Genomic DNA, 14,727 nt, shown 5'->3' with positions numbered 1-14,727 from the left:
TTTATAGTATACATTAAAAACCTAAAGAAACACCCATAGAAAGATTACGTACCTGCGGAGATACCGCTGCATCTATACCAAGTGTGCTGATATTGTCTGGATCGGCACCTTTGTATTTTGACCAAACTGCAAGGTTCTGACCTTGTACAAAGAATCTTGCTGATTTTACATAACCATTGGTAACTCTTTCTAAGCTGCCATTTTTAAATGTATAACTGATAGACAAATTCTGTAACCTGATATAATCACCTTTTTCAACAAATCTTGAAGTGGCACTTGCTGTTTGGTTGATGTTAGCCGCCTGTCCATAATACAATTTAGGAACTTCAGTTTCCTGGCCTGGTGTAGTCCACCTGGTTAAGATCTCCTTACCATTGTTCTGGAAACTCTGGTTAAAGATCACTTCCTGTCTTGTATAGTTCATGATTTTATTACCACCAGAATAACGGAACATCACTTCCAGTTCCAATCCTTTGTAATTAAAAGTATTGGTAAATGCACCATAATAAGTTGGTGTAGAGGTACCCAATTTTACTTTATCGGCAGCTGTTAATGTTGCAGCGGTACCTAAAGCACCATTGTTTTTGTCTGTTGCAGTATAAAAACTACCCACAGTAAAACCAGTTATTCTCGAAAGGTTAAGCTGGATCAATGAACCATCCGCTTTAAGGAACAATGGATTTCCGTTAGCAGTATTAACGCCGGCAGAACGGTAACCCCAAAGTATATTGATTGGATCACCTACCTGGATAACATTATAGTTACCGTTAGGGATCTGTGTTACAGGAACACCACCAACATTGTATAAAGATTTGATCTCATTTTGAACGTTAGAATAATTCACGTTTAAGTCCCATGAAAAATCTTTGGTTCTGATAATACCAAAATTCAAACCTAATTCAATACCCTTATTCTGTAACTTTCCTATGTTCTGAGAAATGGTACCACCATTTAAGTCAATAGAACCCGGGATACCAGCACTTAAAGGCTGCGGTACATCAAGGATCAGGTTGTCAACATCATTTAAGAAATAATCTGCTGTAAAAGTAATTCTGTCTTTAAGTAATCCCAGGTCAAAACCTACATCATACTTAGCACTTGTTTCCCAAGATACATCGGGGTTTCCCACACCTGTTGGGCCAAGGCCACCAAGGTTACCATAGTTACGTGCTCCAAAATTAGTCAGGTAAGGATATCCACCTACCTGGTTACCTACTTTTGCATAAGAAGCCTTGATCTTTAATTCATTTACGAAACGTTTATTCCAGAATTTTTCTTCAGATGGTCTCCAACCCACAGAAAACCCAGGGAAAGAACCATATTTATGGCCTGGTGCTAATGAACTCTGTCCATCTCTTCTGATACTTGCCTGTAAAAAATATTTGTTTTTAAAATCGTAATTGATCCTGCCGAAATAAGACAAGAAACCGTTTCTTACATCATAAGTACCATTGATAGTATTGTTGGTACCAGAGTTAGTAATATAATTTTCTGCAATAAAGAAAGGATCGGTTAATGATCCGCCGTTTGCAGATAATGATTTAGCTGTTTCTGTTTGTATTTCGTTACCAGCTGTTAAATAAACACTGTGTCCTTTATAGGTTTTGTTATAATTCAAAACGTTTGACCATACTAGCCTCAGGATATTAAAATCTGAGTTACTTGATGTACCTACACTATAGCCGTCACCATGGAAAACATTTTGACCGGTATAACTGTAATCGTTAAACATATCCATACCTACCTGGCTACGGAATTTTACACCTTTTAATGGCGAAATTTCAATATAAGCGTTGTCAATGATCCTGTATTTATCTGAATACAGTTTATTCTTCTTCATTGTGTACAATACGTTGAAGAAGTTATCATCCACACTTTGTGAGTTAGGACCAACAAACATAGAGTTGGTACTTGTACCTGTGGGGCTATAAGTAATATTATAGCCATCCCAACCTGTAGATAAGAATGGAGAAACGTTAGGTAATAAACGTAAAGATGAAGCAATGGCACCGCCTAATGCGTTAGAACCATTATTCTGGTCACCATCCTGCTGGCGGCTTACAGATAAGTTATTGCCTAATTTTACAAACTTATTTAATTCATGATCCACATTTAAACGGATCCTGTATGCTTTATTATAATTGCTGATTACAATACCTTTCTGGTCGTTGTAGTTAGCTGAAAAATAGAAAGTGGTTTTATCGCTACCTGATTGTAAAGCGATAGTGTGGCTTTGATTAGAAGCATTTTTATTCATCACCAGGTCCTGCCAATCTGTATTGTAAGATTGCGCTGTAGTGTTAACGCCGGCCCTTGCAGCTAAACCTGCATTGGTCAGCTTTTCATTGGCTATAGTTACAAATTCAGATGCATTCAATAAATCGAATTTTTTAAGTGGATTACTGTAACCGGCAATTCCATCATAAGTAACTTTTGATTTACCTTTTGTACCCTTTTTAGTGGTAATAAGAATTACACCGGCAGCGGCTCTTGAACCATAAATGGCTGTAGCAGATCCGTCTTTCAATACATCGATTGACTCGATATCAGAAGGATTAATATCACCTAAGGCATTGGAGTTAGTAGCACCTGCTAAATTACCTGTTATAATAGGTGTACCATCCAAAACAATTAATGGGCCGTTATTACCTGTAATTGACTGGATACCCCTGATCCTGATTACAGCAGGTGTATTAGCCAAACCACCTGAAGTAGTTACCTGAACACCTGGCGCCCTACCAGCAAGCTGCCTGTCAATTGATGGGGTTAAAAGAGTAGCAAACTCTTTTGCATCAATTTTTGAAGCAGAGCCTGTAAAGGCTTTCTTTTGTTGCGTACCATAACCTACTACCACCACTTCTTCAAGCTTGGTGTCGGTTAAACTCATGCTTACATTCATTACTGTTTTTACACTGCGTGTAACAGTCTGGTAATTGATAACAGAAAAAACCAGCGTTTTTACCGTAGCCGGTAAAGACAGGCTGAATTTACCATCTTTATCTGTTTGTGAACCAAATTTACCGTCCGGGGAAACGACGGTCACTCCTTCCAAAGGAGCATTTTTTTCATTGGTAACCGTTCCGCTTACCGGACGGTTCTGTGCGGAGGCATTCATCCAAAGAAGTAATGCTCCCGACAGGGTTAAGATCAATTTTCTCATTTGCTTATTAGTTTAATGTTATAACAAAGATAATTCACAATTATTGTAATATTCATATGCAAGGACAAGTTTGTTACCCTTTTAGCTGCTTTTCTACCTTATTAGTTACTATTTTAAAGTGTTTTTTAGAATTTCAAAACTTTAGTCCTTATATGATTTTTTTTTAGATCCTACAAGCAGTAGTAACACCGGCAATAAAATAAGGTTGGTTAAGGTGGCAACAAATAATGTAACAGAAGTAAGCCAGCCTAATGCCTTGGTACCTCCAAAGCCACTGAAACAAAAAATAACAAAGCCGGCTATTAACACCAGGGAAGTATATACAATGCTTAACCCGGTATTTTTTATGGTAGCACTAACGGTAGCATTAATGTCGTTATTATATACTGGCAATTCCTGTTTATAATTTACTAAAAATCTTATGGTTATATCAATAGCAATTCCCAGTGCCACGCTAAAAACCAGCACTGTAGAGGGTTTCAACGGCACCCCGGCCCAGCCCATTACGCCTGCGGTTATTACCAAAGGAATAAGGTTGGGTATTAATGAACATAATAAAATACGTGCCGATTTAAAAAGGTATAGCATGCAAAAAGAGATGAGAATAAATGCCCAGAAAACACTTTCCTTTAAACCATTTACAATAAAACGGCTGCCTTCTAAAAAAGTTGAACTGGTACCGGTTACTGTAACATTGTAAGTTGTGTTTGCTGTATCTTTTACATCCACACTATCAATACCGTTTAATATCCTGTTGGCATTGCGCTTTATAGAATCAACAACAGATGGCAATGCAGCCGTACCGATATCTTCCATGTTCATACTGATGCGTAAGTACTGTTCTGTAGAATCAATAAAAGAACCAATGAGTTTTAAGGTAGCCGAATCTGCTGCAGTCATTGCGGCATTTTCCTTACGCACATTTACCTGCCTTAACTTATCATGCAGATCTTTTAAAGGATTACCAAATGCAGGTAGTGTATAAGTTGAATCGCCCTGGCCTTCACTTATTGCCTGGTAAGTAAATTTTATACCATCAATTACGGAAAGTGGTTTGGCAATATTATTTTGCTTTGCTAAAAATGAATCCTGGAAAAAAGCAATTTTATTAATATCAACAGTTGATTTTAAAATTCCCTTTGGCTTTTTGGTATCCAGCACAATTTCCAGGGGCATTACACCTTTAAAATTGGTTTCAAAAAATTTAAGGTCGGTATAAATTTTATCAGTTTTGGGTAAATCATCAACAATATAGGCTACGCTTTTAATTTTTAAAATACCAATCACTGAAAAAATGAGTACAACGATAGTTATACCGTAAACAAATTTTTTGTGGTGCATCACCCATGTTTCTATGCGTAATAGAAAAGACGTGAGCCAGCGGTTATTTAGATACCTGGTTTGCGCTTCCTTAGGTGCCGGCAAATAACTTAATACCGATGGCAATAAAATAAAGGATACAAAAAATATTACCATGATACTGATGCCGGCAACCACACCAAATTCATTTAAAATAGCGCTTTTAGTAAGTGCAAAAACGGCAAAGCCAATGGCGGCGGTAATATTACAGAATAAGGTAACCACGCCCATTTTACTTACCATATCAACCAGCGCACCATTTTTATTGTTACTTTTTAAATAAGAAGTGTGGTATTTATTAATAAAGTATATGCAGTTGGGTATACCAATAACCACCACCAATGGTGGAATTAACGCAGTAAGCAGACTGATTTTGTATTTGCATAATTCCAAAATCCCTAAACTCCACACCACACCAAACAACACCACCAGTAAAGAAAGTAATGTAGTACTGATAGAACGGAAAAATATCAGCAAGATCAATGCACTTAAAACCAATGAGCCAATCAGGAAAAAGCTCATTTCTTTTTTTATCCTGTCTCCTACTACTGTTCTTATCAGTGGTAATCCGCTTAAATGAGTTTCAATTTTTGTTTCTGTCTCAAATGCTTTAACCGCAGTGGTTATGTCTTCTACAATTTTTGTTCTTTTGGCAGAGTTGAGCGCTACTTTATTTATCCTTACTGCCATTAAATAAGCATGCTCATCGGGATTGTACAATTTGTATTTATAAAAAGACAAATTGAGGAAAGCATTTTTTGCTGAATCCAGCAAGCCTTTTTCAATTACGGAGTCAGAAAATATTTTGGCAGGTACTAATTTATCAGTAAGTGTATCTTTTACCAGGCCAATTGCTGCAGGAATGCTTAGTATTTCTTCTACATATTCTACTTTTCTTAATTGTTTATGTAATTTGTAATAGGCTGCAAAAACATCAGGCTTAAAAAAATTATCTGTTTTAACCCCCATCACCAGCACATTACCATCATCTCCAAATCTTTGCTGAAAATCCTTATAGTCCCTGTATTTGGGATTATCTACCGGGATAGCTCTTGCAAACTCATAACTCAGTTTTACCTGGCTTGCAAAAAAGCCCATCACGCCAGTAGCTGCAAATAATATGATTAATAGCACTAACCTGTTCTTAATTACAAAACTTCCTAAACGTTGCCACATTTCGATTTTGGATTTATGATTTTAAATTTATGATTGTGCAAAGAAAACCAATTTATACCTAATTGTAAGCCGCTATTCCCTTTCAATGATTTTTTTTTGCGATTTTAAAAACTCATTTTTGCCTTAATTATATACAAGCTGTCGCAAGTTCTCTTTTTTTCTTATCTGTGAAAATCTGTGCAATCTGTGGCAAAACACCATGACACACAAAACAAAAGGCATCGTATTACGCACCATAAAATATGGTGAAACCAGTTTGGTGGTTACCATATTTACCGAATTGTTTGGTGTGCAAACCTATATGGTAAATGGTGTACGCACAGCAAAAAAAGCTTCTGCAAAAGCCAATTATTTTCAGCCCGCTGCAATTTTAGACCTTATCGTTTACCACAGCGAAAACAAACCCATGCATCGCATTAAGGAATTTGGTTGGGCTGTTTTATTTGATTCGGTACTTACAGATGTGATTAAAAACAGTATTGCCTCTTATATGATGGAGTTGCTGCAGAAATGCCTTAAACAGCCTGAAGCCAATGCTGATCTCTTTAATTTTTGTGAAGCTGCTTTATTGCAATTAGATGGCTGCAGCAAAAAAGTAGCCGCCAACTTTCCTTTGTTTTTTGCATTGCACCTTACGCATTTTTTTGGCTTTAGAATGGCAGATGATTTTGATAGCGGGAATTGTTTTTTAGATCTGCAGGAAGGCATGTTTATTGATCATCAACCGGTGCATCCGCATTTTATTGAGGGTGAAAAGGCAGCACTCACTTCGCAGTTATTAAAAGTAATGCAACCTTACGAGCTGGAAGAGTTTAGCCTGAACCATATTATACGGCGCCAGTTATTATTGCATTTTCATGATTATTATGCTTTGCATATCCCTGAGTTTGGGCAAATGAAAACGCTGATGGTTTTGCATGAAGTACTCTAGGAATTTTCCTGCAGCAATCGCAGAAAGCCGCTGAAGAGAATACAGTGCAGTTTTTCTGCGAATTTCTGCACTTTCTGCGGGCCAATTATAAAATCCTTTTCGAAATTGAATTTTTATCAAGTTGCTGATTTTCTACTCCTTCAATCAACACCACGCCCGGTTTTTTACCTTTTTCAAAACTGCCGAGCCTGCTATCCATTTGCAAAGCTGTAGCGCCATTAATGGTAGCCCATTGCAGCATGGTTTCCAGTTTCAATTGCGGAAAATTGCTTTGTAATGTTTTTATCTCTTCCAGTATATTCAATTGATGATTGGATGCAAGACTATCGGTACCCAAAACAATATTGCATTGTTCTTGTATCAGCATGTTTACATCAGGTAATGAGTTGGTGATGTAAAGATTGGCGTTGGGGCAAAGACAAAACCAATTTTTGATTTCAGATTTTAGATTTTGGATTTTAGTGAATGAAATATCTGCAGTTGAAGTGGTTACATTATGTACCAGTATTGTCGATTGATTTTTATTGAGCCCTGGATACCAGCTTTGCAAACTGCTCTTACCTGTGGGTGTAAAGAATGAAATATCGCTACCCATCTTTTCGTACAGCTTTAAAAAATCACCGGTTTTATTCTTTATAAATTCTTCTTCTGCTGCCGTTTCCTGGTTGTGTATTGTTACCAGTTTATTTTCAGTTGCATTATTAATCAATTCAAATAATTGCGGTGAAACAGAGTACGGTGCATGTGGGCTTAAAGTTGAACATTGATCATTGAATATTGAATATTGATCATTTTCCTTTGCCGCTGACCGATATTGCTCTAAAATAGTTACTGATCTGTCAAATCTGTCTTGCGCAAAAGCCGGTACAAAGCCACTCACTTCAATAAAATTATGATAGTACAGCCTTTCTTTTTTCTTTTGAGGAATGGTTAATGCATTATTACAAATATCCCCCACGGCTACAATGCCGTTCTGCAACATTTCATCTTCGGCAGTGGCAATGGCTGCTACAATTTCATCTTCTGCAAAATGCCTTTCAGTAATTATTTTAAAAACAAATTCCACCAGCCCGGTTTTTTCAGGTATCCGCCCTTTTAAATGCGATAATTCCAGGTGGCAATGCGCATTTACAAAGCCTGGGCTGATAATCCCGTTGAATGTTTCAATATTATCGCCTGCATCTGCTGCAGCAACAATGCCATCTACTACCCCGTTTTCATTAGTAATTAATACGTTGCCTTCGGGCAGTATTTGTTGCCCGGTAAAAATATTATTGCCTGTAAATTTTCTATACAAAATGATTGGTTGATAAATTGTAAATTTGCCGCCAGCGAAAAGTTGATCACAAAAAATAAATTTCCCTTTTAGCGGGACAAAAGTATGTTAGATAAATTAGATGCCATAAAAGGAAGGTTCGATAATTTGGGCGTTTCGCTTACCAATCCGGAAATTGTAAGCGACAATAAAAAATTTGCTGCCATCAGTAAAGAGTACCGCAGCCTGGAGAAAATTGTAAATGGCCGGAACGAGTATGTTCGGCTATTGGATGATATTGAATTTAATAAAGAGGTTTTAAAGAGTGATGATGCCGAAATGCGTGAACTGGCCAAACTTGAATTGCCTGCGCTGGAAGAAAAGAAAACGCAGCTGGAAGCTACTTTACGCCAGATGCTGATACCTAAGGACCCCTTTGATGAAAAAAATGCCATTTTAGAAATACGTGCCGGTACAGGTGGCGACGAAGCATCGCTTTTTGCAGGTGACCTGTTAAGAATGTATTTAAAATATTTTGAGAAGAAGGGCTGGAAGACAGCGCTATTGAGTGAAAGTGAAGGTACCGTAGGTGGCTATAAAGAAGTACAGATTGAAGTGGTGGGTGATGATGTATATGGCACTTTAAAATTTGAAAGTGGCGTGCACAGGGTACAACGGGTACCTAATACAGAAAGCCAGGGCCGTGTACATACCAGTGCAGTAACCGTAGCTATAATGCCTGAAGCAGAAGAGGTGGATTTTGAGTTGAAGGAAAGTGACGTAAAAATGGAAACTGCCCGAAGTGGTGGCGCCGGCGGACAAAATGTAAACAAAGTGGAAACCAAGGTTTTTCTTACTCATAAACCTACGGGCATAGTGGTAATGTGCCAGACGGACCGGTCGCAGTTGGGTAACAAACTAAAAGCTATGGAAATGCTGCGTACAAAACTGTACGATGAGGAAGTAAGAAAAGCGGAAGAAGCAATTTCTCATTTACGCAAAAGCCTTGTAAGCACCGGTGACAGAAGTGCTAAAATACGCACCTACAATTTTCCGCAAGGCAGGGTTACTGATCATAGAATTGGCCTTACTGTATATAACCTGGATAACGTTTTAAACGGCGAGATACAGGAGTTTTTAGATGCCCTGCAATTTGCCGAAAATGCGGAAAAACTGGCCACACAAAATTAATATTCAGGGTTGCAACTATTTTGCAATTTCTGCTATCTTCATTGCGGAAATTTTCCATCAACAATTAAAAACTTAAACTATGTTAGAAGAATTATTCAACCTGGTAAAAGGGAGCGCCGACGAAACCGTAATCAACAACCCTGCTGTACCCAACGATCAAAACAACGAAGTAATTGCAGAAGCTACCAATACAGTAGCATCGGGTCTGCGTAATATGGTTGCTGGTGGTGGCTTACAAAATATATTGTCTTTATTTGGCGGTAATAATGGTCAGCAAGATAGTAAGAGCCTTATGAGCAACCCTATCGTAAATATGATGATAGGGCATTTTGCCAGCAAATTAATGAGCAAATTCAACCTTGGTGGTAACCAGGCTAACAGTGTTGCCAGCAGCTTAATACCAAGTGTTATCAGCAACCTGGTAAGCAATACCAATGATCCAAATAACAGCGGCTTTAGCATAGATAAATTATTACACTCTATCACTGGTGGCCAAAGTACTCAAGTGGCAGAGCAACAGCAGGCAGCGGGAAATACCGGCTTTAATTTCCAGGATTTGATCAGCCAGTTTACCGGCGGCGGCCAGCAAGGCGGCGGCACTAGCGGAGGCGGCGGATTAATGGATATTGTATCGCAATTAGCTGGTGGTGCACAAAGCCAGCAACAGCAAAATGGCGGTAGTGGCTTAATGGATCTTATAAAAGGCTTTATTAAGTAGTAAAGATTAAGATATTGTTAAAGCGTCCTGTAAACAGGGCGCTTTTTTATTTTGATTAAACCAAATAAATAACTTTGTGTCTGATATTACAAGAAGCGGTTTTAGAATAAAAGTTTTAAAGCTCGTTTCTTAAGAAATAAACAGTTCTTTTTTTCGTTATCAGGATAAGTAAAACAAAGTTGTTTGGGTATTAAGAAACTCTTAACACAAACATTAAAACCTTTGGCACCTGATTTGCGTACTTATAAATAGAACACACAACAACAAAATATTCAAAAATTTCTCATAAGCAGTTAGTTTTGGTAAACGGCCCCTGTTTCTACAGGGGCTTCTCTTTTGTACCAATGCCAAAAAAAGGCAACTGCCTTTGCCAATGTTTAACGGTGCACTATCTTTAATTAAGATATTTTTGCAGTATTATGAGTATGCAATCGCAGATATTTCAAACTAATAGCCCTTCCCGCTGGAAAAAAGTAAAATGGACCACCCGGATCATTTTAATGGTCTTTCTTTTTTTAATGGCCGTAGTTATTATTGCTTTAGTAAGAGCAGCCATCCCTTCTCAATTAAATTACGATCAGCAATCAAAAGAATATGCTAATACTTTAGATCCTTCTAAGCCATTAACTTTTGCCCACAGCCAAAATAAAAAATATAAAGGCTTTAAAGATTTTTTAGAAAAGAAAACAATTGAAGATTCTTTAAAAAATGCTCATCGTTTTTATGCAGATACGGCTAATAAAAACCCTTACATAAGAGCTGCATTTTACACTCCATGGAACCAAACTGCATCATTACCCAGTCTTGAAGAATACGGTGATAATTTAAATACTATTTTCCCGGAATGGTTCTTTATAGATACGATTACTTATAAATTGCAAACAAGAATTGACAGTGCCGGACTTGCTGTAATGAAGAAGAAGCAATTGCAGATTATGCCCATCTTCAATAACTTTCATACCGGAAAAGATTTTGACGGCTCACTTTTACATGAAATTCTCAACGACAGTATCAAAAGAAAAAATATCATCAGGCAATTAGTGGATACGCTAAGTTTTTATAAACTCCAGGGCATCAATATAGATTTTGAAGAGTTAATTGAAAAGACAAATGAACCACTTACCCGGTTTCAGAAAGAATTATATGAAGCCTTACATCCTTTGGGGATGACTGTTACTATGGATGTAGCAGTTAAAAATGACGACTATGATTATGAAAAACTTTCTGACTATAATGATTATATCATCTTAATGGCTTATGATCAGTTTAGCAACACAACAATGCCGGGCCCTTTAAGTGCACAAAAATGGATTGAAGAAGCTATAGATTGGACCGCAGCAAAAATAGAAAGTGAAAAAATTATTTTAGGTATTGCAGGTTATGGGTACGATTGGAGACTAGATGAAGAAGGTAAAGTAGATGAAGTAAATGACGTTACATATTCTGAAGCCATTAATAATGCAAAAAACGTAAATGCTGTTGTTGACTATGATAATGACAGTTATAACCTGCATTATAGTTATACCGAAGAAGTTAAAAATAAAGATGGCACAAGCGAAAAATTTAAACACGAAGTTTGGTTTACTGACGCAGCCACCACTTTTAATATCCTTCGTTTTAGCGACGAGTATGCTACTGCAGGCACAGCTTTATGGCGTATAGGTAGTGAGGACACCCGTATGTGGAAATATTACAACAAGGATCTAAGCAATGATGCCTTACAATTAAATCCTTTTAACTTTAACCTCCTTTCTACAGTTGATTATAATAACAACGGTAAACCTACTGCAGTTAATAATGGCGGTGGCGAGCTACTCGATTTTTTATTTTCTCCGCAGGAAGGAAAGATTGATTTACAAATTGACAGCACCGAACAATTAATTGCTGAGCAGAATTATGTTCAGCTTCCCTCTGGTTATGTTTATAAAAAATTTGCAGAAGATACTTCGGCAATTGGCCCTGGGCATAAACTCATTCTTACTTTTGATGACGGGCCCGACCCAACCTGGACACCGAAGATTTTAGACATCCTGGAAAGCAGAAAAATTCCTGCTACATTTTTTATTGTGGGTTTGCAGGGAGAAAAAAATATTCCTCTTTTACAGCGCATTAATAAAGATGGTTTTGAAATTGGCAACCACACTTTTACTCATGGTAATATTGCAAAGATGAGCCCCGAACGGGCAGAAGTTGAATTAAGGTTAACCCGTTTACTAATTGAAACCATTACCGGAAGATCAACCATTTTATTCAGGGCGCCTTATAACGCTGATAGTGAACCGCAAACCTTTGAAGAAATTGAACCACTGGCAAGAAGCAAAAAGGATAATTACATCACTGTTGGCGAAAGTATTGACCCGGAAGATTGGGAAGTTGGTATAAAAGCTGATAGCATTGTAGCCCGAACTATAAAGCAGGCAGAAGAAAGAAATGCAAATATCATTTTATTACATGATGCCGGAGGAGAAACAAGGGCAGAAACAGTAAAAGCATTACCAAGAATCATTGATTACTTCGAAAAGAAAGGCTGCAAGTTTACTACCGTAGCAGATTTAATGGGTAAGACCAAAGATGATGTAATGCCAAAAGTTCCTTCGTCATTTGCCAATAAACTGAATTTTATAATTGCAGAAGGAACTTACTGGGGTAGTAATATTTTATTTTCTTTATTTATTGTGGGTATTGTGTTATCTATTTTCCGCATGGTGGCAATGGCGGTATTGGCATCTTTACAAAGAAAAAAAGAAAACAAGGCTAATGCTGCAATTATACCTGTAATTAGTCAACCCAATTTTCCAAAAGTGTCCATTATTGTACCGGCTTATAACGAAGAGATAAATGCTGTAAGAACTGTAAGCAATCTGTTACAACAAACTTATCCTGATCTGCAAATTATTTTTGTAGATGATGGCAGTAAAGACAGCACTTATAAAATTGTCAGCGAAAATTTTGCAGGTGTACCTAATGTACAGGTACACACCAAACCCAATGGGGGCAAAGCATCTGCATTAAATTATGGTATTAACCTTGCCGACACAGAATATGTTGTTTGTATAGACGCTGATACACAATTAAAAGCGGATGCTGTTGCACAGTTAATGAAAAAATTCACCAACCCGCAAGAGAAAGGCGAAGTTGGTGCCGTTGCCGGTAACGTAAAAGTAGGCAACGAAATAAACATGATCACCCGCTGGCAAAGTATAGAATATATCACCTCCCAAAATTTTGACAGGCGTGCGTTTGATCTGTTGAATTGTATTACTGTGGTACCGGGTGCTATTGGTGCTTTTAAAAAAGAAGCTATCATTAAAGCCGGTGGTTTTACTACCGATACCTTAGCCGAAGATTGCGACCTTACCATGCGCCTGCACCGCAATAATTACCTGGTAAGAAATTGCAATGAGGCTATCTCCTACACCGAAGCCCCGGAAACCATGAAGCAGTTTATGAAACAACGTTTTCGCTGGAGCTTTGGCGTTATACAATGTTTCTGGAAACACCGTGATGCTGTATTCAATTCTAAATACAAGAATTTTGGTATGGTGGCTTTACCCAATATTCTTGTATTTCAAATGATACTGCCTTTTTTAGCCCCATTGGCAGACCTTATTTTAGTATTGAGTTTAATAGCGGCCGGCTTTGGTATTGTACCTGCAAGTTTAAGCCACATCATTTTTTACTACCTCATTTTTTCTGTGGTAGATATTGCAGGCGCTGCACTGGCTTTTGCGTTTGAAAAAGAAGATTATAAAAAATTACTCTGGATGATACCACAACGGTTGGTCTATCGTCAGCTGATGTATTATATTTTAATCAAATCATTTAACAAGGCAATTAAAGGAGAATTACAGGGTTGGGGCGTTTTAAAACGCACCGGAAACGTAAAACAGGTACCTGCTGCTTAAATTACAGCTTAGTGCTTTACCTTTGCCATCCCCGTTCAAAAAGGATTTCATCAGGGCGGACAAATTTTTATACCATTGGCTACAGAAAACTCAGACAGGAAGAATTTTTTTAAGCGGCTCCGTAACGGGGGGCCTGCTGCTGATTCGGAACAAACAGAGATGACCTTTATGGATCACCTGGAAGCATTGCGCTGGCATATCATGCGTTCGGTAATTGTTTGGTTGACCGCAGCCATTGCTATTTTTATTTTCAGAAACTGGGTGTACGACAATATTATCATTGCTCCTTCCAGCGATACATTTATTACTTATGGTGCCTTATGCAGGTTTGGCCACTGGCTTGGGTTAGGAGACGGTTTATGCATGCCCCCGGTAAAAATTAATTTTCAGATCATGGAAGTTAATGGCACATTTTCTTCTGCTTTAAATATTGCCATGGTAGGAGGTGTTATTATTGCTTTTCCTTACATTTTCTGGGAGTTGTGGCGTTTTGTAAAACCAGCCCTTTCTACCAAAGAAAAAAAATACGCCAGGGGCAGTATTTTGTGGGTGTCACTTTGCTTTTTTGCAGGTGCTGCTTTTGGATATTATTTACTGGCGCCTTTTACTTTTAATTTTTTAGCCACTTTTGATTTAGGTACCGGCGGCAATATCAGGTATGCCCCTACGCTTAACGATTATATTGATAGCCTTACCAATTTAATACTCGGTTGTGGTATTGCTTTCGAATTACCCATTTTAGCTTTTGTGCTGGCCAAAATTGGATTAATATCTGCCAGCTTTTTAAAAAAATATTCCAAGTACGCCTTTGTAATTATTTTGCTGGTGGCAGCTATTATTACACCTTCGCCTGATATGACCAGCCAGATCATTGTGGCACTTCCATTATTACTGCTTTACTGGATCAGTATTTTATTGGTATCCAGGGTTGATCGCCAGAAAGCCAAAGAAGAAAAAGAATGGAGCTAGGGTTTAATGGATAATTTTTTAATTAATAATGAATAATAGAGTGCACTATTCCTAAAATGTTTT

The 14,727-nt window shown here is 37.7% G+C and carries 8 protein-coding genes; 5 read left to right on the top strand and 3 right to left on the bottom strand.

Annotation, left to right across the window (positions count from 1 at the left end; translation table 11 throughout):
* Positions 1-13: 13 nt before the first annotated feature.
* Complete coding sequence (locus tag ACQ334_RS23825) at positions 14-3,160, bottom strand: SusC/RagA family TonB-linked outer membrane protein (RefSeq protein ID WP_430990799.1); 3,147 nt, start codon at positions 3,158-3,160, stop codon at positions 14-16.
* Positions 3,161-3,301: 141 nt separating this feature from the next.
* Positions 3,302-5,695, bottom strand: a complete 2,394-nt coding sequence (locus ACQ334_RS23820) for an efflux RND transporter permease subunit (protein ID WP_430990798.1) — start codon at positions 5,693-5,695, stop codon at positions 3,302-3,304.
* 199 nt (positions 5,696-5,894) lie between these two features.
* Between ACQ334_RS23820 and recO the strand changes: the two genes are divergently transcribed.
* On the top strand, positions 5,895-6,626 hold the full coding sequence (recO, locus tag ACQ334_RS23815; protein WP_430990797.1) for a DNA repair protein RecO: 732 nt from the start codon (positions 5,895-5,897) through the stop codon (positions 6,624-6,626).
* 85 nt (positions 6,627-6,711) lie between these two features.
* On the opposite strand, the gene ACQ334_RS23810 is transcribed toward recO, so the two are convergent.
* Positions 6,712-7,923 (bottom strand): amidohydrolase family protein, encoded by a 1,212-nt coding sequence (locus tag ACQ334_RS23810; RefSeq protein WP_430990796.1) that lies wholly within the window; start codon positions 7,921-7,923, stop codon positions 6,712-6,714.
* 84 nt (positions 7,924-8,007) lie between these two features.
* Here ACQ334_RS23810 and prfA point away from each other — a divergent pair, with 84 nt between their 5' ends.
* The 4 genes from prfA (at position 8,008) to tatC (ending at position 14,664) form a co-directional block, all read left to right on the top strand.
* Positions 8,008-9,072: a peptide chain release factor 1 gene (gene prfA, locus ACQ334_RS23805; RefSeq protein WP_430990795.1), complete on the top strand. Its 1,065-nt coding sequence runs from the start codon at positions 8,008-8,010 to the stop codon at positions 9,070-9,072.
* A gap of 79 nt (positions 9,073-9,151) precedes the next feature.
* The gene (locus ACQ334_RS23800) at positions 9,152-9,790 is read left to right on the top strand and encodes a hypothetical protein (protein WP_430990794.1); all 639 of its coding nucleotides are present in this window, start codon (positions 9,152-9,154) and stop codon (positions 9,788-9,790) included.
* A gap of 419 nt (positions 9,791-10,209) precedes the next feature.
* Positions 10,210-13,695: a glycosyltransferase gene (locus ACQ334_RS23795; RefSeq protein WP_430990793.1), complete on the top strand. Its 3,486-nt coding sequence runs from the start codon at positions 10,210-10,212 to the stop codon at positions 13,693-13,695.
* 75 nt (positions 13,696-13,770) lie between these two features.
* Complete coding sequence (gene tatC / locus ACQ334_RS23790) at positions 13,771-14,664, top strand: twin-arginine translocase subunit TatC (RefSeq protein ID WP_430990792.1); 894 nt, start codon at positions 13,771-13,773, stop codon at positions 14,662-14,664.
* Positions 14,665-14,727: the final 63 nt, after the last annotated feature.

It is taken from the genome of Ferruginibacter sp. SUN106 (genome assembly GCF_050611765.1).
Classification (GTDB): Bacteria; Bacteroidota; Bacteroidia; order Chitinophagales; family Chitinophagaceae; genus Ferruginibacter.
This window is presented reverse-complemented; position numbering and strand designations above follow the sequence as displayed.